Raw genomic sequence first — 25,750 nt, 5'->3', positions numbered from 1 at the left:
CCGATGGGCGTCCACACCGGCGACTCGATCACTGTCGCTCCGGCCCTGACGCTGACCGACAAAGAATATCAGCTGATGCGTACCGGCTCGATCAACGTGCTGCGCGAGATCGGCGTTGAGACCGGCGGTTCGAACGTTCAGTGGGCCATCAACCCTGCCGATGGCCGCATGGTTGTCATCGAGATGAACCCGCGCGTGTCGCGCTCGTCGGCTCTGGCCTCCAAGGCCACCGGCTTCCCGATCGCCAAGATCGCCGCCAAGCTGGCCGTCGGTTACACCCTCGACGAACTGCAGAACGACATCACCAAGGTCACTCCGGCTTCGTTCGAGCCGTCGATCGACTATGTCGTCACCAAGATCCCGCGCTTCGCCTTCGAGAAGTATCCGGGCTCGGAGCCGTCGCTGACCACCGCCATGAAGTCGGTCGGTGAGGTCATGGCCATCGGCCGTACCTTCCAGGAATCCATGCAGAAGGCTCTGCGCGGTCTGGAAACTGGCCTGAACGGCTTTGACGAAGTCGAGATCGAAGGCACCACCGGCGACGCCGACGACGCTGCCATCAAGGCTGCCGTCATCCGCGCTCTGGGCCAGCCGACGCCGGACCGTATCCGCGTCATCGCCCAAGCCTTCCGCCACGGCCTGACCGTGGAAGAAGTCAACGCGGCCTGCTCCTACGAGCCGTGGTTCCTGCGCCAGATCGCAGACATCATCCGCACCGAAGGCCACATCCGCGTTCAAGGTCTGCCGACAGACGCGACCGAGTTCCGCCGCCTGAAGGCCAAGGGCTTCTCGGATGCCCGTCTGGGTGCCCTCGTCGGCAAGACCGAGAAAGAGGTCCGCCTCGCTCGTCGCGCCCTCGAAGTGCGTCCGGTCTTCAAGCGTATCGACACCTGCGCCGCCGAGTTCGCCTCTGCGACCGCCTATATGTACTCGACCTACGAGACCGGCATCCTCGGTCAGGTCCCTGCTTGTGAGGCCGAAGTTTCGGACCGCAAGAAGGCGATCATCCTCGGCGGTGGCCCGAACCGTATCGGTCAGGGCATCGAGTTCGACTACTGCTGCTGCCACGCGGCCTTCGCTTTCGCCGACATCAATGTCGAAAGCATCATGGTCAACTGCAACCCGGAAACCGTGTCGACCGACTACGACACCTCCGACCGTCTGTATTTCGAACCGCTGACCACCGAAGACGTGCTCGAGCTGATCGAAGTCGAACGCTCCAAGGGCGACCTGATCGGCTGCGTCGTCCAGTTCGGCGGTCAAACCCCGCTGAAGCTGGCCCACGCCCTGCAGGAAGACAACATTCCGGTTCTGGGCACCTCGGTCGACTCGATCGACCTGGCCGAAGACCGCGAGCGCTTCCAGCAGATGCTGCAAGCCATCGGCCTGCAACAGCCGCCGAACGCTCTGGCCCGCTCGGCTGAAGAAGCCGCAGCCAAGGCCGAGGAAGTTGGCTATCCGGTCGTCCTGCGCCCATCCTATGTTCTGGGTGGCCGCGGCATGATGATCGTCCACGACCGCGAGGGCCTCGACCGCTACGTCGGCGAAGCCATGCGCGTCTCGGGCGATGATCCCGTCCTGATCGACCACTATCTGAACCGCGCCACCGAGGTGGACGTCGACGCCCTGTGCGACGACGAAACCGTCTTCGTGGCTGGCGTTCTGGAACACATCGAAGAAGCCGGCGTCCACTCGGGCGACTCGGCCTGCTCGATGCCGCCGCACTCGCTGTCGCCCGCCATCGTGGCCGAGCTGAAGCGTCAGACCACCGAGATGGCCAAGGCCCTCAAGGTGCGCGGCCTGATGAACGTCCAGTTCGCCATCGAAGAGCCGCACGGCGACAACCCGCGCATCTTCGTGCTGGAAGTAAACCCGCGCGCCTCGCGTACCGCCCCGTTCGTCGCCAAGACCATCGGTCAGCCGATTGCCGCCATCGCCGCCAAGGTCATGGCCGGCGAGAAGCTCGCCTCCTTCGGTCTGGTCGACAAGGAACTGGAACACATCGCGGTCAAGGAAGCGGTCTTCCCGTTCGCCCGCTTTGCCGGCGTCGACACCATCCTCGGCCCGGAAATGCGCTCGACCGGTGAAGTCATGGGTCTAGACTACAAGCGTGAAGACGAAGCCGATCTGGCTCCGGCCTTCGCCCGCGCCTTCGCCAAGGCCCAGATCGGTGGCGGCACCAAGCTCCCGACCGAAGGCACCGCCTTCGTTTCGGTCAAGGATGCCGACAAACCCTTCATCCTCGACGCTGTGAAGACCCTGATCGAACAAGGCTTCAAGGTTGTCTCGACCGCTGGCACCCACTCCTACCTGACCGAGCAAGGTCTGGAAGTCGGTCTGGTGAAGAAGGTTCTGGAAGGCCGCCCGAACATCGTCGACGCGATGAAGAATGGCGAAATCCAGCTGGTCTTCAACACCACCGAAGGCAAGCAGGCTCTGGCCGACAGCTTCGCCATCCGCCGCACTGCGCTGATGCAAAAGCTGCCTTATTACACGACGGCTTACGGAGCCATCGCCGCCGCCAAGGCCATCAAGGCCATCCGCAACGGCGAAATGGATGTCCGCCCGATCCAATCTTATAACTAAGAAAAAAGACCCCTAACTAAGAAAAAAGACCCCCGACGGCTTCGCCTTCGGGGTTCTTTTTGCCCTATCGCTCGTGCCGCGGGCGCTCACCGCTTGAGGGCTTGTTTGCCCTACGTTCGCCTCGCGGAGGCTGGACACGCAAGGCGTATCCATCTCCGTCACCCTCCGGCTTGACGGGAGCCCCGCGCGCCAACCTTCGGTTGTCACTCTGCCGAGCCTTGCCTAACCTTGTTGTGCACCCGCCGACAAACCCGCAGGCACGGCCATGAACAAGACGGTCACATCGGCCGGTATCGACCTCGCCACCGAGGCCTTTGGCCGCCCTTCCGATCCCGCCATCGTCCTGATCATGGGCTCGACCGCGTCCATGCTCGGCTGGCCCGATGCCCTGTGCCACGGGCTGGCCGACCAAGGCTTCTACGTCATCCGGTTCGACCACCGCGACACAGGTCAAACCACCACCGTCCCGCCGGGCGAGGCCACCTATACGGTCGAGGATATGGCATCCGATGTTATCGCCATCCTCGACGCCTATGACCTGCCACAGGCCACCCTGATGGGCATGTCATTGGGCGGCTACATTGCCCAGATGATCGCGCTCAAACACCCCGACCGCGTCCGCTCCCTGATCCTCTATGCCTCAGAGCCATTGGGATGGGACGGCCCCGACCTGCCCCATATCGCGCCCGAGTTCCTCGACCATTTCAATCAGCTCTCCAGCCTCGACTGGTCGAGCGCGGCAGCCGTCACCGACTTCCTGCTAACGATAGAGCGCCTCAGCCACAGCACCGGCATGGCCTTTGACGAGACCGCCACCCGCCAACGCATCCATCAGGTCCTGAAACGCGCCCGCACTCCCGCCAGTATGTTCAATCACGCCAGCCTGACCACGCGCGAGGACTGGACCGGACGCCTGCGCGACCTCTCCTGCCCGACGCTGGTCCTGCACGGCGCGCTGGATCCCATCCTGCCGCCCGACAATGCGCGCGCCCTGAACGCCATTATCGCAGGTTCAGAACTCGTCATCGTACCGCGCCTCGGCCACGCCCTGCCCTCGGCCATACTGCCGACCTTCATCGACACCATCGCCCGCCACACACGCGCCAGCCTTAACCCTCAGCCCTGAGCCAGCGCGCTCTGCAAAGCCTTCAGCTTGCGGTTCAGGTCCTTAAGCTCATCGGCAGAGAGCCCCGTCGCCTCCAGCACCTGTTGCGGAATACAGGCATGGGCCGCCGTGACCACTTCCTGCCCTTGCGCCGTCAGGGCCACGCGCACCACGCGCTCATCGGTCTTGTCGCGCTGGCGTGACACCAGACCCGCCGCCTCCAGCCGCTTGACCAGCGGGGTCAGCGTATTGGTCTCCAGCTGCAACCGCTCGCCCAGCTCGCCCACCTTCACCCCGTCCTTCTCGCTCAGGGCGGTCAGCACAAGATACTGCGGATAGGTCAGGTTGAACGGTTCCAACAGCGGCTTGTACAGCCGCGTCATCGCCAGACCGGCCCCGTACAGCGAGAAACACAGGAAATCGTCCAACACCGACGTAAGAGAATTCAAGGGCTTGCTCATAAGTAGAAATATAAATCGCACACGATTTAATCGAAAGCCTTGAAAACCTCCACATCACCTTCGCCCAAAACAAAAGCCCCCGCCGGAGCCGATCCGGCGGGGGCTTCTTTTGTCCGAGGGTGCGAACCGTCAGTCCTGATCGATATCCGCGCCTTCGAAATTGCCCTTCAGCACAATCATATCCAGCGCCACGCCCCCGCTGGCCTGACGCCGCACCAGCGTGCGATCACCCTCGACATCGAACACCGCCTGCTGGCCGTCCCAACTGACGCCCGCGCCCGCGCCTTCCTGATCGGGCGCATTGGACACCACAAAGCTGGCCAGCCCGCCCGTGGTGACGTCGCCGCAATTCTTGCCCTTGGTTTCAAACACCGCACCGGTCAGCAGGGTGGTCGAGGGATTGGCGGGGTCCTTGCAGTTCATCAGAACGGCCTCCAGCTTGCCATCCGGCGAAGCGGCGCGCTCCAGCACCTTTTCGGATGCCGAGCCACACGATGCCAGCAGTCCGCCCGACAGGCCGGCCACCAGTATCACGCTCGCAAATTTGTTCATGGCGTCCACTCCTTGCGCCGTCTCGGATTGCGGCCCACCCTGCACATAATGACGCCAGATGTCTTTTACTACCTGATCGCCGCGCTCAATATGGTGAGCTTTGCCGTATACGGCTACGACAAGTTGGCCGCCGTCACGCAATCGGGGCGCATCCCCGAGCGCCAGCTTTTGATCCTCGCTCTCACGGGCGGGCTCGGGGCCATGTCCGCCTCCTCTGTCTTTCGTCACAAGACCCGAAAGCAGCCGTTCCGCCGCCGCGCCGTGGCCCTCTCGGCGGTTCACATCGTCTCCGTCGCCGCCCTGATGGCCGTCATCGCGCAATAGTTCCGCCTCCCCCTTGCCGAACACTGATCTGTGTTTACTGTCGAACATCTGTTTTCGACGGGAGGGGTCCCCATGCGTATCCAAAACCATCTTCTGGCCAGTGCCGCCATCGTCAGCCTGTGCCTCAGCGCCGCTCCGGCCATGGCCGATCCGGCCCTGACCGCAGCGGTTCAGGCCGACTATCAAGCCAATCTGGCCAGTCTGTTTGACCACTTCCACCGCCACCCCGAACTGTCGGGTCTGGAAACCCAGACCGCCGCCCGCATGGCGCAGGAGCTGCGCGCTCTGGGCTACACCGTGACCGAGGGCGTCGGCGGCACAGGTGTGGTGGCCGTGCTGGAAAACGGCCCGGGCAAGACAGTTCTGGTCCGCGCCGACATGGACGGCCTGCCGATCGAGGAACGCTCCGGCGCCCCCAATCCCTCCACCCACCGTGAGGTCGACCGCGACGGCGTCGAGAAATTCGTCATGCACGCCTGCGGCCACGATGTTCACATCACCGCTCTCGTCGGCACCGCCCGCCAGCTGGCCGCCCGCAAGGACAAATGGTCCGGCACTCTGGTCCTGATTGCCCAACCCGCCGAAGAGCGCGTCGAAGGGGCCCGCGCCATGATACAGGACGGCCTGTTCACCCGCTTCCCCAAGCCTGAATATGCCATCGGCTTCCACGTCTCCTCGGCCCTGCCGGGCGGCGCGGTCTGGGTCCCGCAGGACATCGCCTATTCCAGCGCCGACAGCGTGGACATCAAGGTACGCGGCGTCGGCGGCCACGGCGCGGCTCCGCACCTGACGGTCGATCCGGTCACCGTCTCGGCCCACATCGTCACCGCCCTGCAAACCCTGCGCAGCCGCGAGACAGACCCGTTGCAAGGGGCCGTCGTCACCGTCGGCTCCATCCATGGCGGCACCAAGCACAATATCGTCCCCGAGGAAGTGGACCTGCAACTGACTGTCCGCTCGGACTCCTACGCCGTGCGCGACACCCTGCTGGACGGCATCGAACGCATCGCCCGCCACACGGCCATGGCCTTGAACGTGCCCGAAGACCGCCTGCCGGTCGTGGTGCGCTCGCCCACCGAATCCACCCCGCCCACCATCAACCACACCGAAACCGCCCAGCGCGTCCGCGCCAGCATTACCGAGGCTCTGGGTCAGGAACGCGTGCTGGACGTCACCCGTCAGGGCATGGGGGCCGAGGACTTCGCCTTCTACGGCGCGCCCGAACATGGCGTTAAGGCCGTGATCTTCGCCGTCGGCGGCCTGCCCGAAGACCTGAAGGACAACCCGCCCCCGCACCATTCGCCGCTGTTCCGCATCGATCCGGCCACCTCGGTCCCGACAGGCGTCATCGCCACCGTCTCGGCGGTCGAGGACCTGTTTGGCCAATAGGCCCCGATAACATCGCGGTCATCACGGTGCGGGAATGTGAACCTTCTACGGCCCCGCACCGTTTTCCTGTCCTACCCGTACAGGAGATCACACCATGCTAGGGCGTCTCGTTCCGATTATCGGCACCCTTCTAATGTCCCGCGCCACCCGCAAGGTCGCCGGTCGCCACGCCGGAATTCTGGCGCTGGGCTTCGGCGCGTTTGAACTGTGGCGCAACTACCAGCGTACAAAGGCTCCCACCGGCCAACCCCAGGCCCCTGTCCAACCGCAACGACGCCGCAAACGCTGGCTTTAACCGCTGGCGGCGTCATCCCTACAGGAACCGCTCATGATCGTCGTCCACCACCTCGCCGACTCCCGCTCCCAGCGCCTTCTATGGCTGCTGGAAGAACTGGGCCTCGACTATCAGGTGAAACGCTATGAGCGGGATCCGAAGACCTATCTGGCCCCCGAGGCACTCAAAGCCCTGCATCCGCTGGGCAAGGCCCCCCTGCTTCAGGACGGCGACATCCTGCTGGCCGAGACGGGAGCCATCGTCGAATATCTGATCGACACCTATGATACGGGCGGCCACCTGCATCCGTTGCGCGGCACACCTGCCGGTCGCCAGTTCACCTTCTGGATGCACTATGCCGAGGGCTCGGCCATGCCGCCCCTGTTGCTGAAACTGGTCTTCAGCCAACTGCCCCATCGTGCACCGGCCCTCATGCGCCCTGTCGTAAAGGCCATCGCCGCCAAGGCCAATGCAGGCTTCATCGACCCGCAAATGCAGACCCATTTCCGCTTCATCGAAGACAGCCTGGCTCAAACCGGCTGGTTCGCAGGGGCCAATTTCTCCGCCGCCGACGTCATGATGAGCTTCGCGTTGGAGGCTGCCGCAACCCGCGGGCTGGTTCTGGCCCACTTCCCCAACATCGCCCGCTTCCTAAACGCCATCCACGCCCGCCCCGCCTATACGGCCGCACTAGCCAGGGGCGGCGACTACGCCTACGCGCCCAAAAACTGACGCTTTCAGCGTAGCGACGTTCTGCAACTTCAGGTTTAGCGGGACGTTCACCCCGCATGTTCGTCCCCATCCGTCATACCGTCACAGCCCTCGCGGGGGCTGTCTGCTTCCTGTTCGCGTTTATCTTTCTACCCGTCGCCCCGATCTCGATGGCCTTTGCTTTCGGTGGCCTGATGTGCTTGGCCTTGCTGGTCTTCTCGGCCGTGCGTGGTGGTCTGGCGATCTGGAACCGCACGCGCTCTGCGCTTGAGACGGAAGTTCGTCCGTCCCACCGGATCGACAGCCGCACCTGAAAAGGTGCCACGGTGGCGAAACCAAAGCGCCACGCGTCCGTTGTGTGCGTCTATCCGGGCCTGCTGCCGGGCTGATTTTTGCAGACCATCGATTGCTCAACAAACTTTGCCATACTTCTCCATCTTGAAGTTTGGCCCGGTTTGACCTAGCTTCTTAGCCCCCGGTCACGCACCGCCCCGTGGCCGCGAGCGGGACCGGATCATTTTTCACCACCTGTCTTCGGGCGTAGCAAGAAACTCACGACACAATGGAAAAAGTGCCGATGACGGACGAGGGCTATCGCGCTCTCGACGATCAACTGAAGCATCTTAAGACGGTCGAACGACCGGCTGTTATCGCCGCCATCGCCGAGGCGCGCGAGCATGGTGACCTGTCCGAAAACGCGGAATATCACGCGGCCAAGGAACGTCAGGGCTGGATCGAAGGCTCCATCGCCGAAATCGAGGACAAGCTGTCCCGCGCCCAGGTGATCGACGTCACCAAGCTTTCGGGCGACGTGGTCAAATTCGGCGCGACCGTCCATCTGGTGGACGAAGACACCGACGAAGAGTCCTTCTACAAAATCGTTGGCGAAGACGAAGCCGACGTGAAGGCCCGCAAGATTTCGATCGCCTCGCCGATCGCCCGCGCCCTGATTTCGAAAGAGGTCGGTGACGTGGTCGAGGTCAACACCCCCGGCGGTGTGAAGGCCTACGAAATCCTCAAGGTCGAGTGGAAGTAAGCTCCACCACCGCTGACACTCTCGGGGCGCGCAGTTCGACTGCGCGCCCCTTGTCTGTATGGGTCGTCTCCGATGGCCGTCGGGGCATAGAGAACCAGTCTCTGGGTCTGGCCGAGGCTCTGGCTGCCCTCACGCCTGTCCCCATCCCCCGCCACATCGTGCGCTGGAAACCGGCCTTTGACCGATGGCCTTCGGCGCTGAAACAGCCGTGGATGCTGGCCGAGGGTGGGGACCTGCTCGCCGGCCCCGACTTTCCCGACATCTGGATCGCCACGGGCCGCGCCACCCTGCCCCTGTCCGTGCGCATCAAGGCCGCCTCCAAGGACAGGACCTTGGTCGTGCAGACGCAGGACCCGCGCTGGAAGAACCGCGCCTATGACCTGATCGTCGCGCCCAAGCATGATCAGGTATCCGGTCCCAATGTCCTTTCCATTCTGGGCAGCCCGCACCGCATCACGCCCGCCCGCCTGCGCGCAGCGGCACCGCAGTTTGCCGACCGCATCGCTCCGCTGCCCCATCCGCGCGTGGCCGTCATGATCGGCGGCACCTCCAAGGCGTTTGACCTCACACCCGAACACGCCGCCACCCTCGCCGACGTGATCGCCGACACGGTCGAGGAAGCGGGCGGCTCGCTGCTGGTCACCTTCTCGCGCCGCACGCCCCTGATCGCCCAGACCCTGATGATGCAGCGTCTCAAACCGGTAAAGGGCTGGATCTGGGACGGCGCAGGCGACAATCCGCTGTTTGCCATGCTGGACGCTGCCGACCACATCCTCGTGACAGAGGACAGCGCCAATATGGCCACCGAGGCCGCCTCGACCGGAAAGCCGGTCCACATCCTGCCCATGGTACCGCTGAAACCCCAGACCAAGTTCGCGCGCCTGCATCAGGAACTTCAGGATCACGGTGCCACCCGTCCCTTTGACGGCACCTTGCCGCACTGGACCTATGAGCCTTTGTCGGAGACCCACCGCGCAGCCCGCGTCATTCTGGCAAAACGGGCCAACCGTTCCTGACAAGGCTCAGGAACAGACCCTCGACGGGGGCGTTGGGCCTTCGTGGGGGCGCAAACGCCGTCCCTGATCGCAAGAGTATGGGTGTTTGGTGTCGCTGTTTGGTAATCTGTTCCGCCGCAAAGATCATTCCCACGGCAAACTGCGCGAGGCCGAAGGCTTTCGCATCGCGACCCCGGAGGAAGTCTGGGGCAACATCGCCCCCCTGAGAAAACAGGCCTCACAGGCCACAACCCCCGACGCTATTCTTGCCTATGCCGACAGTGTCCGGGCGGCCATCGCCGGAGAGGACACAACACCTTGGGGCGTCAAGGTTGCTGCGGCCTCGCACTACTGGATTGCCGACTGCGAAAACCTGAAGGGACCGGCTGAAGCAGAAGCCCATGTCGCACCGTTCGAGGCGGCCTACCGCCTGCGCCCCGAGCCCTACACCGCCGTGCTGCTGGCTCAGGCCTGTTACGACGTAGCCGACGAATTCCGCGGCACCGACTGGACGGTGAATACAGACGACGCCTCGCTCGACCTGTCCCAGCAATGGAACATGCGCGGCTATAAGGCCCTGTCGGCTCAGGACGAGGCCGTCAAAATCGACGAAACCGGCCGGTTCGACCCGCTTAACTACCCTTGGTACGCCCAGTATTATAACTCGGTATCGCGCCTGACCTGCACGCACGATGATGTGGTCGAGGGCTTCAATCAGGTCATTCAGCTGGATCCGACCAATCTGCAACTGTTGCGCGAGCACGGGCAGGACATGCTGCCGCGTTGGTACGGCAAGGATGAACACTCTCTCGAACGGTTCGCGCTGTGGGCCATGGAGGCGACCCAGCAGACCTATGGTCGCGGTGCCTATGCCTACATCTATGGCCTCATCGCCATTCTTGGCGTGGACGTTGACGAAACCGTTGTGAATGTCGAACTTCTGGATGCCGGATATAGCGACCTGCGCCAGCGCTTCCCCTGTCTGAACCTCGAGAACGAACACGCCAACGCCCTGTCATGGGCGGACGCCGAAAGCCGTGTCCTGTCGCTGTTCAACGAGGGCCTTCGCGTTATTGACTACCGCGCATGGGGCGGTGACGACGAGGCCGAAGGCATGGAATACGCCCTCAACGCCTACACCTACGCCCGCGACAACGGCTAGCTGCAAGCCTTCCGCCCTTCCATGGCTCCGGACAGGCAGCAGCCACCCGGTCGGAACCGCCTGCACCCCCAAAGGGTTTAGACAGCCTCGGGGACAAAGGGCGTTGGTGGGCATCGGGCATGAAATACGGGCAATGGCTGTTAAGCCGGATCAAGCGTCAACTCTGGTGGCAGGCGATCCTTTTCGGCATTTTGGGGATCACGACAGCTCTCGTCGCGACCGTGTCCGACCGTTTTTTCCCGTGGACGCTCCCCTTTGAAGTCTCCCGCGAGGCGGTCGACAGCCTGCTGAACGTCATTGCGTCCAGCATGCTTGCCGTCACCACCTTTTCGCTCGGCGCGGTCACGTCGGCCTTCGGTGCCGCAACCAACAACGTCACTCCCCGCGCCACGAAACTGTTGATGGAGGACAAGGTCACCCACAACGTGCTGTCGACCTTCATCGGGGCCTTTATCTTCAGCATCGTCGGGCTGATTGTCCTGAGAACCGGCTCCTATGGCGATGAAGGCAGGGCCGTCCTGTTTGTCATTACCATTGGCGTCATCGCCCTGATCGTTGCCCAGCTGCTGCGCTGGATCAATCATCTGCTGTCTCTGGGGCGGGTCAGCACCACGATCGAGCGGGTCGAAGACGCCACGCGGCTGGCCATCGCGACCCGACTTTCCGTGCCCTATCTGGGTGCCAATCCGTGGCGCAACGCGGACACCCCGCCCGAAAATGGCCGCGCGATCCGTTCCAAGGCAATCGGCTACCTTCAGTTCGCTGACATCGAAGCCCTGTCGCGCCTTTGCGAAGAGCATGCCTTGACCAGCTACATCCCCGTGAATGCCGGGGCCTTCTGCTATGAGGGCACGGTCCTGATGTACGTTGTCGGCCCTTTCGAAGACGAGCTGTATGACACCCTGCTGAACCAGTTTGTCATCGCCTCCACCCGTACCTTTGATCAGGACCCCCGCTTCGGTCTGGCGGTCATGGCCGAGGTCGCGTCGCGCGCCCTGTCGCCCGCAACCAATGACCCCGGCACCGCCCTCGATGTGATCGGCCGCCAGACCCGTTTGCTGGCGCAGTGGGGCAAGGGTCGCGATGATGTCCCTGTCGACTATCCCCGCCTGTACGTTTCGCCCATCGCCGATGCCGACCTCTTCGAGGACGCTTTTATGTTGCCCGCCCGCGATGGCGCGCATCTGATCGAAATCCAGCTTCGCCTGCAAAAATCCCTGATGGCGCTACAACAATCGGGCAGCCCCGCCTTCCGCGCCGCGGCCCGACAACAGGCCGAAATGGCGTATCAACGCGCCAAACTGGCCCTCACCGCCCCGTCCGATATCGAACGGATTGAACGCGAAGCCGGCAGTCAGGCCTGAGCGGCCTTCAGGGCACCTTGATTACCTTCACAGCCTAGAAAAGGGCGCTCGACACCTTGTCGAACGCCCGTTTCCGTTACGCTTTGCCAGACCTTATTTCTGGGTCTGCTTGACGTAGCTGTTGATCAGGTTGCGGTAGTCCGGAATGTGGTTCGAGAACAGCGCACCCAGACCATCGACATCGTTGCGCCAGTCGCGGTGCAGTTCACCAGCCGCACCGAACCAGCTCATAAGTTGGGCACCGGCTTGCGACATACGATCCCAAGCCGCATCGCGGGTGATGTGGTTGAAGGTGCCCGACGCATCGGTGATGACGAAGACATCGAAGCCTTCTTCAAGCGCCGACAGCACCGGGAAGGTCACGCAGACCTCGGTCACCACACCGGCAATGATCAGCTGCTTCTTGCCAGTTGCCTTGATGGCATTGACGAAGTCCTCGTTGTCCCAGGCGTTGATCTGGCCCGGACGCGCGATATACGGCGCGTCAGGGAAGATCTCCTTCAGTTCCGGTACCAGCGGGCCGTTCGGACCATCTTCAAAGCTGGTGGTCAGAATGGTCGGCAGGTTGAAGTATTTGGCCAGATCGGCCAGCGCCAGCACGTTGTTCTTGAACTTGTCCGGATCGATATCGCGAACCAGCGACAGCAGGCCGGTCTGGTGATCCACCAGAAGAACGGCAGCATCATCCTTGTTCAGACGCACATAGGGTTTGCTCATATTACCAGTCTTTCGTTTGGTTGGGGGGAGAGAAAGAAGGATGCAGGCCTGCTCAGGCAGCCTGCGCGATGCGGCCAAAACGACCGGCATTGAAGTCGGCGATCGCGGTTCGGATCTCGGCCTCGGTGTTCATCACGAACGGGCCATAGGCGAACACGGGCTCATCGATCGGCTCACCGCTCAGCACCACCAGTTTGGTGCCTTCGGTCACGCCGATTTCGACATCAGCCTCACCGGGAGCCAGCATCAAGGTGGCACCGTCCGTAAAGGCGACCTCACCCAGCACCACCGCGCCGTTCAGCACGACCAGCGAGACATTGTGGCTGGCCGGAACCGGCAGGGTCATCGTCTGCGACTTGGCTACCCGCACATCCCACACATTGATGTCGGTAAAGGTCCGTGCCGGTCCATCGACCTCGCCATAACCCCCGGCAATCACCCGCACACTCGCGCCGTTGCTCTCGACAACAGGGATCATGTCATTGGTGATGTTCTGGTAGCCCGCAGGCGCAGACTTGTCCTTGGCCGGAAGATTGACCCACAGCTGCACCATCTCGAACGCGCCGCCCTTGCGGGTGAACTCAGGCGAGTGGAACTCCTCGTGGATGATGCCGTCACCGGCCGTCATCCATTGCACATCGCCCGGCCCGATGACGCCGCCCGCACCGGTAGAGTCGCGGTGTTCCACCTCGCCGTCATAAACGATGGTGACCGTCTCGAAGCCCTTGTGCGGGTGAGCCCCCACGCCGCGCGGCTGGCCCAGCTTGGGCGCAAACTCATGCGGACCGGCATGGTCCAGCAGCAGAAACGGGCTGGCTGCAGCCCCGGCGGCATGGTGCGACAGCAGGCTGCGGACAGGGAAACCATCCCCCACCCAGTGCTGGCGTTTTTCGCTGAAAACTCCCGTGATGTCGCGCATGTCCGAACTCCAAATCTCAAAGGGCTGCCGGAGCGGCCCGCGTTGAAATGTTGATAGAACAACGACAAAAACCGCTGTAGATAGCGATCCGATAACTCAGTGTCTCAGATTTGGAACAATGCCCCTACCCGACCTGAACGACTTTCGCCTCTTCGCCTATGTGGTCGAGGAGAAGGGACTATCGGCGGCGGGGCGCCGTCTGGGCCTGCCGCGATCCAGCATCAGCCGCCGTCTGGCCGACCTTGAAGCGAGGCTCGGGGTTCGCCTGATCCAGCGCTCGACCCGCAGTTTCAGCGTCACCGATGTGGGTCAAACCTTCTATGCCCACTGCCGCGCCATGCTGGCCGAGGCCGAGGCCGCCGCCGACGCCGTCGCCCTGCAGACCAACGAGCCGCAGGGTGTGATCCGCATCGCCTGCCCCTCGTCGATGATCCAGTACCAGCTGGCCCACATCGTCGCCGACTTCATGATGCAGTACCCCAAGGTTTCGGTCATTCTGGAAAGCACTAACCGGCGCGTGGACGTGCTGCGCGAAGGCTTTGATCTGGCGATCCGCGTGCGCTTCCCCCCTCTGGAAGACAGTGACCTGATCGTGCGCCAGTTCGGCACCGATGATCAGCATCTGGTCTGCGCCCCGTCATGCCTGCCGCAAGGCCATCTGTCGCATCCGGACCAGCTCACCGGCCTGCCCAGCCTGTCATGGGATCCCGAGCAATCGAACCACTATTGGGAACTGTGCGGCCCCGATGGCCAGCACCACCGCCAGTTTCACCAACCGCGCCTGATGACGCAGGACATGTCCGCCCTGCTCGACGCCACCCTCAAGGGCGTCGGCATTGCCCGTCTGCCCAGTGTCGTGGCCCTGCCGCGCCTGCGTACCGCCGAACTGGTCGAGGTCCTCCCCGGTTGGCACCCTCTTTCGGGTATCATCCACGCCGTCGTTCCCACCCGCCGCGGCATGATGCCCGCCGTGCGCGCCTTCCTCGATTTCTGCGACGGACGCTTCAGCTAAAAAGCCCCATAGCGCCGCACAGAATCACCCTCTAAATAGCGCCCATGACCCAAGACATCCGTACCGTTCGCGTCGCCATTATCGGCTCCGGTCCTGCTGGCTGGACCGCCGCCATCTACGCCGCCCGCGCCTCGCTCAATCCTGTTGTGATCGCCGGCCTCCAGCCGGGCGGCCAGCTGACCATCACCACGGATGTCGAAAACTATCCGGGCTTTGCCGAGACCATTCAGGGTCCGTGGCTGATGCAGCAAATGCAGGAACAGGCCGAACACGTCGGCACCGAGGTCATCCACGACATCGTGGTCAAGGCCGACCTGTCGCAACGCCCCTTCCGCCTGACGCTGGACAGCGGCACCGAAATGCTGGCCGAGACCGTCATCATCTCCACCGGTGCACAGGCCAAATGGCTGGGCCTTGAATCCGAGAGCGCCTATCAGGGCTTCGGCGTTTCGGCCTGCGCCACCTGCGACGGCTTCTTCTATCGCGGCAAAAAGGTTGTGGTGGTCGGCGGCGGCAACACCGCCGTCGAAGAGGCCCTCTTCCTCACGAACTTCGCCGAGAGCGTCACGCTGGTCCACCGCCGCGACACCCTGCGCTCGGAAAAAATCCTGCAGGAGCGCCTGTTCCAGCACCCGAAGGTCAACATCATCTGGAACAGTGCCGTCGAGGAAATCGTCGGTGCCGTCGACGGTTTTGCCAAGAACGTTACCGGTGTGCGCCTCAAGAACACCGTCACGGGCGAGACCTCGGAAATCGAGGCTGACGGTGTCTTCATCGCCATCGGCCACGCCCCGTCCTCGGCCCTGTTCGCAGGCCAGCTGGAAATGAAAGAAGGCGGCTACATTGTCGTCCAGCCCGGTACCCCCAAGACGGCTATCGAAGGCGTCTATGCCGCGGGCGACGTCACCGACGACGTCTACCGCCAAGCCGTCACCGCTGCGGGCATGGGCTGTATGGCCGCCCTCGACGCGGCCCGCTTCCTCGCCGAGGAAGACCACAAAAAGGCGCTTTAAGCTTGGCCCGCGGTCAGAAGGCTCCGCCTTCTCGACCCGACGCGGGCTTGATAGTCTAAAGGCCGCTCTTCGGAGCGGCCTTTTTTTACGGCAAAGCTCTGTCATGGCCACGCTTCTGTTTGAAATCTGGGAAACCGACGACAGTATGGAATGCGTCGTCGTCAGCGCGCAGGCCGATGCCCTACGCGAACCGGGGGCCCGCTTGGTCAAAGCCTTCCACGCCTCGACCCATAACGAATCCGGCCAAACCTATTACGACCACTACGATTGGGGGCTCTACCGCCCCATCGTAGGCGTCACCGACGTTCCTTTTAGCAGGCAAGAGCAAGCGGCCCAGCAGGCCTATCTTGCCACCCGCGCGCACCCGACCCGCGACCGCTAAAAGCCGACCTTCGGGTCCCGTCTTCTGGATCAGTCTTCGGGTGTCGGGGCCGGTGATGGCACGGGACGCCCTTCCTCAAACGCCTTCAGGCGCTCGTTGATGTCGGAGATTTCCTTGGCCGTCGGCTGGCGACGTCCACCGAGGCTGGGCGCACCCACAATCTTTGTCGTGCCCTCGAACTCCACCGTCCGGTTACCCGTCCCCAGCAGATCGCGCACCAGTTCGGCACTCTTGTCCGCCATGGGCTCATCGCCCAGTGCCGCCGTGACCACATCGCGCGGCCGCGCGAACAACGCCTCGTCGATCACCGGCTCGCGTCCGCTATAGCTGTGGGTCAGCGCGGCCACCGTGCCCGCCGCCCCCTTCCAGCGATAGAAGATATGGGCCCCCACCTGTGACACCTTGGTCAGGCTGGGAGCCCACCACGGGCGGACATAGTCAGCATGATAGTGGGTTGCCGAACCCACCGGCTTGGCCACCTCGCCCGCCAGCGCACGCTCCGCGACCTTTTGCGCACGGCTCCATCCCCACGCCGTCGGTGAACGCGCCAGCGCCCCGTCACAGGTAAAAGTGAACTGGCAGCCGGTATTGCGCTCGGCCCCCTGATAGACCACGCCGCAGATGCTGTTGGGATAGTTGGGATCGCGCACACGGTTCAACACCACTTGCGCCACGGCCAATTGGCCGTCATCCGCCTCCAGCGCCGCTTCATAATAGACCGCTTGCGTCAGGCACCTCAGGGCGCGGCGACGATCATCCGCCCCCGCAGGCTGAAAGCGGAACGGCGGTGCCGCCGCGACGACGCTTTCGCCCGCCTCGGCCGCGTTCAACCTCAAGGCCTCAAGTCCGGTCGCCACAGCAAACGGATCGGGCCGTCCGCCCAGTCGCAGATTGCCCCAGCCGGGCGTCAGACCGGGCAGCGATGACGCGCCCATGGCCGGATCATGCCGCAGCGCCAGTGCCAGCTGCGCCCCGTCCAGACGCGACATCACGCCTGCCAGCCCCATCAGATCATATCGGCCGCCGGCAGCCTCGGCCACGGCCTCTGCGGTCCGGTCCATGTCCAGACGCGGACTGGAGCGCGCATTCACCCCCGCAGCCAATGCCGTCACCAGCGCCGCTCCCGCCGCAAACGCGACAGGCAGCATCGACCGCTTACGCGGTTGATCGGGCCTGATCGTGCGGGGATCGCGAGGTGTCATCGGGGTCCTGAAAACGACAACGTCCGAAAACTATACCGGTATCCTTTAGCAGGCGTATTCCGGCAGTTTTCGGACGATTGCATTACCGTTTGTTGAGCAAACGGCCTGTGTCTGTCAGACGCTTCAGCGGTTGCCCAGGCTGGAGCGCAGCATCCATGCCGCTTTCTCATGGAAATGCAGGCGCTGGGTCATCAAGTCCACACTGGCCTCGTCTCCGGCTTCGTCCGAAGCCTCCAGAGCGCCGCGAATGGTCTTCAGCACAGTGCCATGGTCGCGGATCAGGTCTTGCAGCATCTCTTGAGCGCTCTTGTCCGGATGACCGTCGGAAATCGACGTCAGATTGCCGAAAGCCGAGGCCGACTGCGGCGCAAACTCGCCCAGCGCGCGAATACGCTCGGCAATGTCATCCAGCGCATTCCACATCTCGGTATATTGCTGTTGGAACAGGCCATGCAGGCTGAAGAATTCAGGCCCCTGCACGTTCCAGTGATAACCGTGCGTCTTCAGATAGATGGCATAGCTATCAGCCAAAACCTTGGATAGCTCCTGGGCCACAGACTTGCGTTGGGCTTCGCTGAAACCGGTGTCGATCTTGTCGCTCATACTCTTCCTTACCTGCACTGACGGGGGATGGTGATTTACGCCCTCAAACATAGGTATCGCGGCTGTTTTTTAAAGGTTGGCGACACCGCACGGAGCCGGATTTGATCTGACGCAAGGTCCCGACCGTACCGCTTCATAAAACTGGGCCTTGCGGCGGGAACGTCAAACGACAAACAGCGTTGCATTAGAGCCCGATTTTCTCCCGAGTTTTTTGCGTTACTTCCGCCGCCCAAGGTTCAATATGCCTAACCACAACGCGTCCAAGGGGATGTATGTCCTTGACGGCCCCTTGGCCCGTTTTGCCTCGGCTCCTCCGCGGGGCTTGCCGTGGAAATTCGTGTTGGCGCTGGCCCTGACGGCCCTGTTCATCGGCCTTCGCCTTTTACTCGGACCGGTACTGGGCGCGGTTGTCGGCTTTTCCCTCCTTCTTCCCGCCGTCCTGTTGGGAGCCTTGGGCGGAGGGCTCGTAACCGCCCTTATGACCATGGCCTTATGCTCGCTGGGCATGGCGGTCATCTTCGATATGCTGGTCCCGGGTGACACGCCGGTGAACTATTGGCGGCCAGCCATCTCCTTTTGGGCGATCGGCCTGTTCTGCGCCGTCATCGGCTCGTCCTTGCGCCAGTCCTTGCGCAGCCTGTCTGTCGCCCACACAGAGCTTGAAGGCCTGATGGGCGAGCAGCGCGAGAATGCGGCCCAGCTGAAAGCCATCTTCGAACAGGCGTCGGTCGGCATTGTCCGCACCGACCTTCAAGCGGTCATCCAACAGGCCAACGCCCGCTTCCTGGACATCGTTGGCCGCGCCGAAGACGACGTCATCGGTCGCCCCGTTACGGATTTCATCCACCCCGACGATATCCCCATCGCCCGCAAGGTGCTGAACGAAGTCCCCTTGCGCCCTACCAGCGGCTGGCAGGTTGAAAACCGCTATATCCGCCCTGACGGCGAGGACGTCCAAACCCTCGTCAACATCCGCGTCCTCCACGAGGATGACGGTCCGGCCTATGGTCTCATCGGCGTGGTGGCAGACATCACCGAGACGCGCCGCGCCAAGGCCGAGCTCAGCGAAATCCGCCACAGCCTGCGCGTGGCCGCCAATGCCATTCCAGTTCCGCTATGGATGACCCATCCGGACCGGTCGGGCCGTTTTGCCAATAACGCCTATCTGGCGTTCACCGGACAGCAGCTCGACGAGGTTACCGCCGACGACTGGCAGAACCTGCTGCATCCCGACGATGCCGAACGTGTCCTGCGTACCTTCGAAAAAGGCCTCGCTTCGGGCAAGTCCTTCACCATGGAAGCCCGCTATCGCCGCCATGACGGTCAATGGCGGTGGATGAACTCCTTCCACCAGCCCAACCATGACAGTCAGGGCCGCTTTGTCGGCATCGTCGGCACCGCCTTCGATATGACCGAGTCCAAGGAAGCCGCTGCCCGCATAGAAGAATCCGAGGCTCGTTTCCGTATGGTCGCCAACTCGGCCCCCGCCATGATCTGGATGGTGGACGAACAGGGCCGGACCACCTTTGGCAATCGCCGCTTCCGCGCGGCCTTCTCGGGCCGCACCCCCCAGCGGCTGATCTCGGCATGGCGGGACATGACCCATCCGGATGACCGCGAAACGCTGGACCGCATTCTAGAAGATGCCGAACGCACCCACCGTAAATTATCGCTGCTCAACCGGATCAACCACCCGATCTTTGGCGAGCGGTGGATCCGCAGCGAGGCCGCCCCGCGCCACGACACCACCGGTCGCCTGATCGGCTACACCGGCGTCAGCCTCGACGTCACCGACAGCCAGCGCGCCGAACGCGACCTGAAACGCATCAACGAACTGCTGGAGGAACGCGTCAGCGCCGCCCTCGCCGAAAAGGCCAAGGCCGAGGCCGACCTTGTCCGCGCCCACCGCTTGGAGGCCGTGGGCCGCCTGACCGGCGGCGTGGCGCATGATTTCAACAACCTGCTGACGGTCATCATGGGCGGGCTGGATATCATCCTGCGCACAGACGATCCCGCCCGCCGCCAGAAACTGGGCGAAGCGGCCCTCGCCGCCGCCAAACGCGGAGAGCGGCTGACAGGCCAGTTGCTGGCCTTCTCGCGCCGCCAGACCCTCTCCCCCAGCCAGACCGACCTCAACGCCCTGATCTCGGAAGGCGAGCCCCTGCTGCACCGCGCCGTGGGCGAAGGCATGACGCTCCAGTTCAAGCTCAAGCGGGGAACGGCCCCCACACTCGTCGATCCGGCCAAGTTCGAGGCCGCCCTGATCAATCTGCTGGTCAACGCCCGCGATGCCTCGCCGCCCGATGGCCGTATCACCGTCGAGACCGCCGAGTATCTGGTCCCGCAGGCCCGCGATCCGGAGCTTCCGCTTGGCATCGACCACCCCCGCGCACGAACAAAACGCAAGGCCGCCCTGCACCCCGGCGATCTGGCTCCCGGCCGCTATGTCCGCATTACTGTCAGCGACAATGGCTCTGGCATGTCCGAAGAGGTCCAGCGGCGCGTTTTCGAGCCGTTCTTTACCACCAAGGGCGTGGGCCACGGCACAGGCCTCGGCCTGTCACAGGTCTACGGGTTCACGCGACAGTCCGGCGGGTCTATCTCCATCCAGTCCACGGTCGGCAAGGGCACCCACATCCACCTGTTCCTGCCCTGGACCGTGGCAGAGGATGCCCGCCCTGCGGCCAAACGCACCAAGGCGGTCACCCCCGCCCCGTCCTCGACAGACAGCCCCGTCCAGGATGCCATGCCCGCGACGGCCGTGCGCCTGCTGCTGGTCGAGGATGATCACGATGTCGCCGCCATCGCCACCTCCCTGCTGCATGCCGAGGGCTTCGAAGTCGATCACGCCGCCAATGCCTATGAGGCCCTGAAAAAGCTGGAGACCCAGTCCTACGAGGTCGTGCTTAGCGACATCCTCATGCCCGGCGGCATCAGCGGAATCGAACTGGCCCATCAGATCCACGAGGGCTGGCCGGAACTGCGGATCGTCCTGACATCCGGCTTCCCCGGAGAGGCCGAGGCGCTGAAGGGCACACCGTGGTCCTTCCTGCCCAAACCCTATACGGGGGCCCAGCTCAAGGCCGTGTTGGATCGACGCTGAGAACAAAAAAGGGCGGCCCGTCAGGACCGCCCTTTTTGATTTCGGCGTATCGATGCTTAGCGCGAACGCGCCTTGCGGGCCGCATAGCGCTGGTCACGGCGCTGCTTCTGCTCTTCCTTGGTCAGAGCCTTGCGGGCCTTGCGCTCGGCGCGACGGGCTTCGTCGATCGCGTCCTGAGCCGCCACTTCCTGGGCCTGACGGGCCGCATCGGCGTCGGCCTTCAGGCGGCGCTGCTCGGCCTTTTCCAGTTCGCGCTGCTGGCGCAGAGCCTCACGCTCGGCTTCGCGCTTGGCTTGCAGCTTTTCGAATTCGGGGTCCTGAACGGCGGGCTTTGGTTTGAACTTGGCGAGAAGTGCGGCCTTGGCGGCTTTCTGGGCTTGCAGACGATCGTTAACGCCGGTGTTCTTGAGGTCACGCATAGACAGGCGGATTCTTTCCTTGGATGTAGGTACGGCATTCAGCCGTCACAGCCGCGGTCCGCACAATAAAGAGAAGGCAAGGCACAGGCCCCTTTGGGGGACCTTCAGTGGCCCGAAAGGTCGCACCACCTCGCTACAGGGGTTCGGCAAACCCTATTGGGAGCAAGAAATCAAGCCTTGCCGTTAATTTGGGCCGTGTGGCTTGCCCTGACGCGCGCACCGAACACCCCGATAAAACCGACAAAAAGGGGCAGGACGACGCCCTGCCCCCTCTTGGGTCTGTTGTCGCTATCCGGCCTTAGCGCGGTTTGTCGGCGTGGCCGACAGCGGCACCGGCAGCCCCGCCCACAGCGGCCCCGACCGGCCCGCCAACCACAGCACCGGCTACTGCACCGGTCGCCGCCTTCTGCTCGACCGTCTGCCCGCAGGCTGCCAGCGAGGCTGCAAATACGCCCATCAGGGCCACGCCCGTTAACTTCTTCACGAAAACCGTTGTCATCGTCCGAACTCCTTGAAATGTCACGTTTTGCAACGCTTGCCATATCAAGAGGTTCCAAAAGCGCGCACAGAGTCATGCGCCAAGTATTCGCAACCGGCCGAAATCGGTTTTCGACAATTGGCGCGGCCCACCCACGACTTCATCAAGACTTGCCAATACAGTATTCGCAAGATCACCTCAAACAAACTTCATCCAAGCCCTGCGGACATCACAACCCATACACGATAAGGCATGACTTTAGGCTAGCTCATCACTCAATTTGCCGAATCGATCACAATTCCGCCATAAGGGTTTGGCTTAAGGCCCGGCTTCCACGGTGCGCTCCGTCATAGCGAACGTGGTTATCGGTGCCTCTGTTCAGTTTGTGCTGTCAGTGGGTGCCGAGACTAGGGGGCGGCGTTTTTCGCCCTGCCGAACAGGAAATATCGATTGTCATTCTCTTCGCACATGCGTGAGCTAACCGCTGCCGCACGCCAACTGGACCCGCGCCCTATCGCGGTGACCGTGGCGATTGGCGGTCTTGTTAGCCTCGCGGTCGGAGGAGCCTATCTGGGCGGCATGACTGCCCAGGCCTCCACCGTGCGCACTCAGGCCGAGCGGCTCTCCGATGCTGGCCTTGGTGGGTACAGCCCGGAAGCTATGGCTCAGGCGGCTGGCGGTCTCGATGCCAGCGCCATGGCCATCGCCAACCGACACGATCCGTATGCGCCCGATGGTGCGGCCCGCCGCGACCGTCAGGCCGAACTTTTGACCGCCCGTCTCGAAGCGCTCGAGACCCCCGGCGCGGTCAGTGCCTTCCGCATCGCCGGTGCCCGCGACCAGTCGCGCGACCTCGAATGTCTGACCCAGGCCGTCTATTACGAAGCCCGTGGCGAAGGCCGCGACGGCATGAAGGCGGTGGCTCAGGTCGTTCTGAACCGCGCCCGCCATCCGGCTTTTCCGAAAACCGTCTGCGGCGTGGTCTTCCAGGGCTCGAACCGCTCGACCGGCTGCCAGTTCTCGTTCACCTGCAACGGGGCCATGCGCGCCCGTGTGAACCAGTCGGCGTGGAACCGCGCCCGTGATATCGCTTCTGCGGCTCTGTCTGGCGAAGTCTATCGTGCTGTCGGCACGGCCACCCACTTCCACACCACCGCCGTTGCCCCGTCGTGGCGCAACCGTCTGGTGCGTGTAAGCGCCGTGGGCGATCACGTCTTCTATCGTTTCGGTGGCCGTAACGGCTCGGCGTCCAATCTGTCGGCCGAGGTCGAAGCTTCTGCCGCTGTGCCGCAACTGATCAAGGCATCGGATACGCCGGTCCAATCCGGTCCGCGCCCCTATGTCGCCACGGCCCAGAACCCGCCGTCGACCGAAGCCAAACCCGAGGCATCAACAGCGGCTCCAGCCCCTACGCCTGCCACCCCGGCCCCTACGCAGGTGAGCGCTGACGCGGCCTCCGTCCAGGTCCGCGTCGCCGCCGAGGCCTAACAGGATCAAAGGCTGCGACGGTACGGGTATAAAACGCCCGCCGCCGCAGCCTGTTCCCTGAAATATCGACCAAATGCGCCACTGCGACACAGTTCGCGACGGCCCGTTATTTGCAAGCGCACCGGCGGAAAAGCCCGGGATGCGCCATGCACAAATCCGTTTCGATCAGTGCCACCTCAGACTCCAGCCGGCCGGTCGTGCGCGGCGGGCCGCTGGACGCCCTGCGCTTTGTCGCCGCCCTGTTCGTGGTCATTTTCCACTTTGGTTCGACCGCCCCTGTGAACCTGCGCGAGCTGCACCCCATCTGGGATCGCGGCTATCTGGCGACGGACTTTTTCCTGCTGCTGTCGGGCTTTGTGCTGGCCCGCGCCTATGGCAAGGCCCTGCTGGCGGGCCAGCTGACTCCGTGGCGCTTCTGGATCAAACGCTTCTGGCGCGGCTACCCCACCCACATCATCACCTTGGCGCTTTTGGTCATACTGGTGCTGGCCGCCACCGCGATCGGCAGCCCGCCTGACCACCCCGAGCGTTTCCCCCTCAGCGGTATCCCCGCCCAGATCTTCCTGCTGCAAGCTTTCGGGCTTGGCGGCTCAGAATGGAACATTCCGGCGTGGACCCTGTCTGTGCTGCTGCTCTGCTATGCCTTCCTGCCATGGACGTGGCGCGCAATATCCAAGGTGCCCACTGCCACAGCCGCCATCGGTCTGGCGCTGCTCATCATGGCGGTCTCGCAATACATCAGCCTTCAGGTTCTGGACCATTCGGTGTTCAACCTGCCGGCCCAGTGGGCCACTTTCCGCTGCCTGCCCATGTATCTGTCCGGCCTGCTGGTCGCCCGCGCGGTCGAGACAGCCCGTTGGCCTGCGCGTACCTTCCGCCTTCTGGCGCTGGGCGGCTGTCTGGTGCTGCTGGCCGATGCGCTGTGGATCAGCTCCGACCTGCTCGCCGCCTATGCCATCTGTGTGCTGACGCTGGGCTTTGGCGGCCTTTTGGTCACCAAGCCCCTGCCCGGTGCCGTCTGGGGCGCGCGGATCAGCTTTTGCCTGTTCATGACCCACACCCTGACGGGTGCCGTCCTGTTCGCCGGAGCCATCCCCGTGCTGGCCAAGGTCGCACCCGCCCTTTTGTCAGGCCCCGCAGGCTGGACCCTGTGGCTGGGCACTCTGGCCATCGCCATCATCGTCGCCGACCTGTTCGACCGGCTGATCGACGCCCCGATCCAGCGCTACATCCGCAAGCGCTGGTTCTAGGGCTCAGACGGCATCCAGACCGATATCCAGCTGGATCACCGAGTGGGTCAGCGCCCCCACCGAAATCACATCCACGCCGGTGGCCGCAATCGCCGCCACCGTGTCCAGATTGACCCCGCCGGATGCCTCCAGCACCACGGCCACGCCGCTGGCCTTTACGCGTCGCACCGCCTCTTCCATGTCGGTCAGGGCAAAGTTGTCCAGCATGATGACGTCCGGCCCCTCGGCCAGCGCCTCGCCCAACTGGTCCAGACTGTCGACCTCCACTTCCACCTTCATCAGATGCGGCGCAAAGGCCTTGGCCGCGCGCACAGCCTTGCCGACGCCACCACACACAGCGACGTGGTTGTCCTTGATCAGAATGGCGTCATCCAGCCCAAAACGGTGATTGATCCCGCCGCCGCACGCCACCGCATGTTTCTCCAGCGCCCTCAGGCCCGGCGTCGTCTTGCGCGTATCTGCAATACGCGCGTGCGTTCCCGCCACCGCCTGCACATAGGCGCGCGTCTGGGTCGCGATACCGCACAGACGCCCCAGAATATTCAGCGCGGTCCGCTCCGCCGCCAACAGACCCCGCGCAGAGCCTTCAACCTCGACCAGCACATCGCCCTTGGCGATCGGCTGACCATCCATCACGCGCACATCCACCCGCGCGGACGGGTCCATCATCAGACACGCGATGCGAACCGCCGCCCCGCCCGCCATCACCCCTTCCTGGCGCGCGCGGAACTGGGCCGTCATACGGGCCTCGACCGGAATACACGCCTGCGCCGTCACATCGCCACAGCGCCCCAAATCCTCGGCCAGCGCCATCCGCACCACAGGCTCGATCACCATATCGGGCAGTTCACGCATCACACTCTCTCCTGAAACCTTCAAGCCGCCACAGCCACCGCACGTCGCGCGCGCGTGTGCTGCCCCACGGCCTCCGTCTGCGGATAATCCGCCCGATAGTGCCCGCCACGGCTTTCGCGCCGCGCCAGCGCCCCCTCGGCAATCAACCGCGCCGCCTGAACCGACAGCGCCGCCGGATAGGCCTCCGCCATCTCCTCGATCAAGCCGCACAGTGTCCGCAGGCCCGCTTCATCGCGCACCACACCGCAGTATCGCGTCATCGCCGCCCTGAGCCGCGCCATGGCCTCAGCGGGCAGATCGTCACCCACCGCCACAGTTCTCAGCGCCGCCTCGCCCGCCGCGCCATCATG

At 63.5% G+C, this 25,750-nt stretch carries 26 protein-coding genes and 1 pseudogene; 17 read left to right on the top strand and 10 right to left on the bottom strand.

The window, feature by feature from the left end:
* Together carB and B3B04_RS00770 are read left to right on the top strand one after the other, a co-directional pair.
* The coding region (gene carB / locus B3B04_RS00775; protein ID WP_292038802.1) for a carbamoyl-phosphate synthase large subunit at positions 1–2,586 on the top strand (2,586 nt) is incomplete at its 5' end.
* 265 nt (positions 2,587–2,851) lie between these two features.
* Positions 2,852–3,712, top strand: coding sequence for an alpha/beta fold hydrolase (locus B3B04_RS00770; protein ID WP_292038800.1), 861 nt, complete (start codon positions 2,852–2,854; stop codon positions 3,710–3,712).
* On the opposite strand, the gene B3B04_RS00765 is transcribed toward B3B04_RS00770, so the two are convergent.
* Positions 3,703–4,140 carry a MarR family winged helix-turn-helix transcriptional regulator gene (locus B3B04_RS00765; protein WP_292038798.1) on the bottom strand — a complete coding sequence of 146 codons (438 nt, stop codon included), beginning with the start codon at positions 4,138–4,140 and terminating at the stop codon, positions 3,703–3,705. The genes B3B04_RS00770 and B3B04_RS00765 overlap by 10 nt on opposite strands.
* Before the next feature lie 141 nt (positions 4,141–4,281).
* Positions 4,282–4,704, bottom strand: coding sequence for a hypothetical protein (locus B3B04_RS00760; RefSeq protein WP_292038794.1), 423 nt, complete (start codon positions 4,702–4,704; stop codon positions 4,282–4,284).
* A 12-nt stretch (positions 4,705–4,716) separates the two neighbouring features.
* On the opposite strand from B3B04_RS00760, the gene B3B04_RS00755 reads away from it, so the two are divergent.
* The 9 genes from B3B04_RS00755 to B3B04_RS00715 all read left to right on the top strand — a co-directional run bounded on the left by B3B04_RS00755 (position 4,717) and on the right by B3B04_RS00715 (position 11,959).
* Positions 4,717–5,028, top strand: coding sequence for a DUF1294 domain-containing protein (locus B3B04_RS00755; protein ID WP_292038789.1), 312 nt, complete (start codon positions 4,717–4,719; stop codon positions 5,026–5,028).
* Positions 5,029–5,100: 72 nt separating this feature from the next.
* Entirely contained in the window at positions 5,101–6,417 is a 1,317-nt protein-coding gene (locus tag B3B04_RS00750) for a M20 metallopeptidase family protein (RefSeq protein WP_292038787.1), read from the top strand.
* Positions 6,418–6,511: 94 nt separating this feature from the next.
* Positions 6,512–6,712, top strand: coding sequence for a cysteine protease (locus B3B04_RS00745; protein WP_292038785.1), 201 nt, complete (start codon positions 6,512–6,514; stop codon positions 6,710–6,712).
* 33 nt (positions 6,713–6,745) lie between these two features.
* On the top strand, positions 6,746–7,423 hold the full coding sequence (locus B3B04_RS00740; protein WP_292038783.1) for a glutathione S-transferase: 678 nt from the start codon (positions 6,746–6,748) through the stop codon (positions 7,421–7,423).
* Positions 7,424–7,479: 56 nt separating this feature from the next.
* Positions 7,480–7,716 (top strand): hypothetical protein, encoded by a 237-nt coding sequence (locus B3B04_RS00735; RefSeq protein ID WP_292038781.1) that lies wholly within the window; start codon positions 7,480–7,482, stop codon positions 7,714–7,716.
* Between the two features lie 248 nt (positions 7,717–7,964).
* Positions 7,965–8,438 carry a transcription elongation factor GreA gene (gene greA, locus B3B04_RS00730; protein ID WP_292038779.1) on the top strand — a complete coding sequence of 158 codons (474 nt, stop codon included), beginning with the start codon at positions 7,965–7,967 and terminating at the stop codon, positions 8,436–8,438.
* 50 nt (positions 8,439–8,488) lie between these two features.
* Complete coding sequence (locus B3B04_RS00725; RefSeq protein ID WP_292038777.1) at positions 8,489–9,454, top strand: mitochondrial fission ELM1 family protein; 966 nt, start codon at positions 8,489–8,491, stop codon at positions 9,452–9,454.
* Positions 9,455–9,539: 85 nt separating this feature from the next.
* A complete protein-coding gene (locus tag B3B04_RS00720) occupies positions 9,540–10,595 on the top strand; it encodes a hypothetical protein (protein WP_292038774.1) in 1,056 nt (351 codons plus the stop codon).
* 119 nt (positions 10,596–10,714) lie between these two features.
* Entirely contained in the window at positions 10,715–11,959 is a 1,245-nt protein-coding gene (locus B3B04_RS00715; protein WP_292038773.1) for a DUF2254 domain-containing protein, read from the top strand.
* Positions 11,960–12,052: 93 nt separating this feature from the next.
* Here B3B04_RS00715 and ycaC read toward each other — a convergent pair whose 3' ends face one another.
* Together ycaC and B3B04_RS00705 are read right to left on the bottom strand one after the other, a co-directional pair.
* The gene (gene ycaC / locus B3B04_RS00710) at positions 12,053–12,676 is read right to left on the bottom strand and encodes an isochorismate family cysteine hydrolase YcaC (RefSeq protein ID WP_292038771.1); all 624 of its coding nucleotides are present in this window, start codon (positions 12,674–12,676) and stop codon (positions 12,053–12,055) included.
* 52 nt (positions 12,677–12,728) lie between these two features.
* Complete coding sequence (locus tag B3B04_RS00705) at positions 12,729–13,595, bottom strand: pirin family protein (RefSeq protein ID WP_292038770.1); 867 nt, start codon at positions 13,593–13,595, stop codon at positions 12,729–12,731.
* A 118-nt stretch (positions 13,596–13,713) separates the two neighbouring features.
* Here B3B04_RS00705 and B3B04_RS00700 point away from each other — a divergent pair, with 118 nt between their 5' ends.
* The 3 genes from B3B04_RS00700 to B3B04_RS00690 all read left to right on the top strand — a co-directional run bounded on the left by B3B04_RS00700 (position 13,714) and on the right by B3B04_RS00690 (position 16,002).
* Positions 13,714–14,607 carry a LysR substrate-binding domain-containing protein gene (locus tag B3B04_RS00700; protein ID WP_292038767.1) on the top strand — a complete coding sequence of 298 codons (894 nt, stop codon included), beginning with the start codon at positions 13,714–13,716 and terminating at the stop codon, positions 14,605–14,607.
* A gap of 44 nt (positions 14,608–14,651) precedes the next feature.
* The gene (gene trxB, locus B3B04_RS00695; RefSeq protein ID WP_292038765.1) at positions 14,652–15,620 is read left to right on the top strand and encodes a thioredoxin-disulfide reductase; all 969 of its coding nucleotides are present in this window, start codon (positions 14,652–14,654) and stop codon (positions 15,618–15,620) included.
* A 103-nt stretch (positions 15,621–15,723) separates the two neighbouring features.
* Complete coding sequence (locus tag B3B04_RS00690) at positions 15,724–16,002, top strand: hypothetical protein (protein ID WP_292038763.1); 279 nt, start codon at positions 15,724–15,726, stop codon at positions 16,000–16,002.
* 29 nt (positions 16,003–16,031) lie between these two features.
* Here B3B04_RS00690 and B3B04_RS00685 read toward each other — a convergent pair whose 3' ends face one another.
* Both B3B04_RS00685 and B3B04_RS00680 read right to left on the bottom strand, forming a co-directional pair.
* A complete protein-coding gene (locus tag B3B04_RS00685) occupies positions 16,032–17,150 on the bottom strand; it encodes a cell wall hydrolase (protein ID WP_292038762.1) in 1,119 nt (372 codons plus the stop codon).
* A 177-nt stretch (positions 17,151–17,327) separates the two neighbouring features.
* Complete coding sequence (locus B3B04_RS00680; RefSeq protein WP_292038760.1) at positions 17,328–17,807, bottom strand: Dps family protein; 480 nt, start codon at positions 17,805–17,807, stop codon at positions 17,328–17,330.
* Between the two features lie 241 nt (positions 17,808–18,048).
* Between B3B04_RS00680 and B3B04_RS00675 the strand changes: the two genes are divergently transcribed.
* Positions 18,049–20,910: a hybrid sensor histidine kinase/response regulator gene (locus B3B04_RS00675; RefSeq protein ID WP_292038759.1), complete on the top strand. Its 2,862-nt coding sequence runs from the start codon at positions 18,049–18,051 to the stop codon at positions 20,908–20,910.
* A 56-nt stretch (positions 20,911–20,966) separates the two neighbouring features.
* Here the strand turns inward: B3B04_RS00675 and B3B04_RS00670 are convergent, their stop codons facing one another.
* Together B3B04_RS00670 and B3B04_RS00665 are read right to left on the bottom strand one after the other, a co-directional pair.
* Positions 20,967–21,329, bottom strand: a complete 363-nt coding sequence (locus tag B3B04_RS00670) for a DUF6481 family protein (protein WP_292038758.1) — start codon at positions 21,327–21,329, stop codon at positions 20,967–20,969.
* A 298-nt stretch (positions 21,330–21,627) separates the two neighbouring features.
* On the bottom strand, positions 21,628–21,828 hold the full coding sequence (locus tag B3B04_RS00665) for a hypothetical protein (protein WP_292038756.1): 201 nt from the start codon (positions 21,826–21,828) through the stop codon (positions 21,628–21,630).
* Positions 21,829–22,257: 429 nt separating this feature from the next.
* On the opposite strand from B3B04_RS00665, the gene B3B04_RS00660 reads away from it, so the two are divergent.
* Together B3B04_RS00660 and B3B04_RS00655 are read left to right on the top strand one after the other, a co-directional pair.
* Positions 22,258–23,295, top strand: coding sequence for a cell wall hydrolase (locus B3B04_RS00660; protein WP_292038755.1), 1,038 nt, complete (start codon positions 22,258–22,260; stop codon positions 23,293–23,295).
* A 146-nt stretch (positions 23,296–23,441) separates the two neighbouring features.
* Positions 23,442–24,545: an acyltransferase family protein gene (locus B3B04_RS00655; RefSeq protein WP_292038754.1), complete on the top strand. Its 1,104-nt coding sequence runs from the start codon at positions 23,442–23,444 to the stop codon at positions 24,543–24,545.
* Between the two features lie 3 nt (positions 24,546–24,548).
* Here the strand turns inward: B3B04_RS00655 and nadC are convergent, their stop codons facing one another.
* Both nadC and B3B04_RS00645 read right to left on the bottom strand, forming a co-directional pair.
* Positions 24,549–25,400: a carboxylating nicotinate-nucleotide diphosphorylase gene (gene nadC, locus B3B04_RS00650; protein ID WP_292038753.1), complete on the bottom strand. Its 852-nt coding sequence runs from the start codon at positions 25,398–25,400 to the stop codon at positions 24,549–24,551.
* Between the two features lie 20 nt (positions 25,401–25,420).
* Positions 25,421–25,750: pseudogene (locus tag B3B04_RS00645) on the bottom strand (hypothetical protein); the annotation flags it as partial.

Origin of the sequence: Brevundimonas sp. UBA5713 (assembly GCF_002419815.1) — a bacterium.
Classification (GTDB): Bacteria; Pseudomonadota; Alphaproteobacteria; order Caulobacterales; family Caulobacteraceae; genus Brevundimonas.
This window is presented reverse-complemented; position numbering and strand designations above follow the sequence as displayed.

Bases quoted from the DNA above. Each gene is read 5' to 3' on its own strand.
- B3B04_RS00770 (WP_292038800.1), top strand. From the start codon at position 2,852: ATGAACAAGACGGTCACATCGGCCGGTATCGACCTCGCCACCGAGGCC.
- B3B04_RS00760 (WP_292038794.1), bottom strand. From the start codon at position 4,704: ATGAACAAATTTGCGAGCGTGATACTGGTGGCCGGCCTGTCGGGCGGA.
- B3B04_RS00750 (WP_292038787.1), top strand. From the start codon at position 5,101: ATGCGTATCCAAAACCATCTTCTGGCCAGTGCCGCCATCGTCAGCCTG.
- B3B04_RS00745 (WP_292038785.1), top strand. From the start codon at position 6,512: ATGCTAGGGCGTCTCGTTCCGATTATCGGCACCCTTCTAATGTCCCGC.
- B3B04_RS00740 (WP_292038783.1), top strand. From the start codon at position 6,746: ATGATCGTCGTCCACCACCTCGCCGACTCCCGCTCCCAGCGCCTTCTA.
- B3B04_RS00735 (WP_292038781.1), top strand. From the start codon at position 7,480: ATGTTCGTCCCCATCCGTCATACCGTCACAGCCCTCGCGGGGGCTGTC.
- greA (WP_292038779.1), top strand. From the start codon at position 7,965: ATGGAAAAAGTGCCGATGACGGACGAGGGCTATCGCGCTCTCGACGAT.
- B3B04_RS00715 (WP_292038773.1), top strand. From the start codon at position 10,715: ATGAAATACGGGCAATGGCTGTTAAGCCGGATCAAGCGTCAACTCTGG.
- ycaC (WP_292038771.1), bottom strand. From the start codon at position 12,676: ATGAGCAAACCCTATGTGCGTCTGAACAAGGATGATGCTGCCGTTCTT.
- B3B04_RS00705 (WP_292038770.1), bottom strand. From the start codon at position 13,595: ATGCGCGACATCACGGGAGTTTTCAGCGAAAAACGCCAGCACTGGGTG.
- B3B04_RS00700 (WP_292038767.1), top strand. From the start codon at position 13,714: ATGCCCCTACCCGACCTGAACGACTTTCGCCTCTTCGCCTATGTGGTC.
- trxB (WP_292038765.1), top strand. From the start codon at position 14,652: ATGACCCAAGACATCCGTACCGTTCGCGTCGCCATTATCGGCTCCGGT.
- B3B04_RS00690 (WP_292038763.1), top strand. From the start codon at position 15,724: ATGGCCACGCTTCTGTTTGAAATCTGGGAAACCGACGACAGTATGGAA.
- B3B04_RS00685 (WP_292038762.1), bottom strand. From the start codon at position 17,150: ATGCTGCCTGTCGCGTTTGCGGCGGGAGCGGCGCTGGTGACGGCATTG.
- B3B04_RS00680 (WP_292038760.1), bottom strand. From the start codon at position 17,807: ATGAGCGACAAGATCGACACCGGTTTCAGCGAAGCCCAACGCAAGTCT.
- B3B04_RS00675 (WP_292038759.1), top strand. From the start codon at position 18,049: ATGCCTAACCACAACGCGTCCAAGGGGATGTATGTCCTTGACGGCCCC.
- B3B04_RS00670 (WP_292038758.1), bottom strand. From the start codon at position 21,329: ATGCGTGACCTCAAGAACACCGGCGTTAACGATCGTCTGCAAGCCCAG.
- B3B04_RS00665 (WP_292038756.1), bottom strand. From the start codon at position 21,828: ATGACAACGGTTTTCGTGAAGAAGTTAACGGGCGTGGCCCTGATGGGC.
- B3B04_RS00655 (WP_292038754.1), top strand. From the start codon at position 23,442: ATGCACAAATCCGTTTCGATCAGTGCCACCTCAGACTCCAGCCGGCCG.
- nadC (WP_292038753.1), bottom strand. From the start codon at position 25,400: ATGCGTGAACTGCCCGATATGGTGATCGAGCCTGTGGTGCGGATGGCG.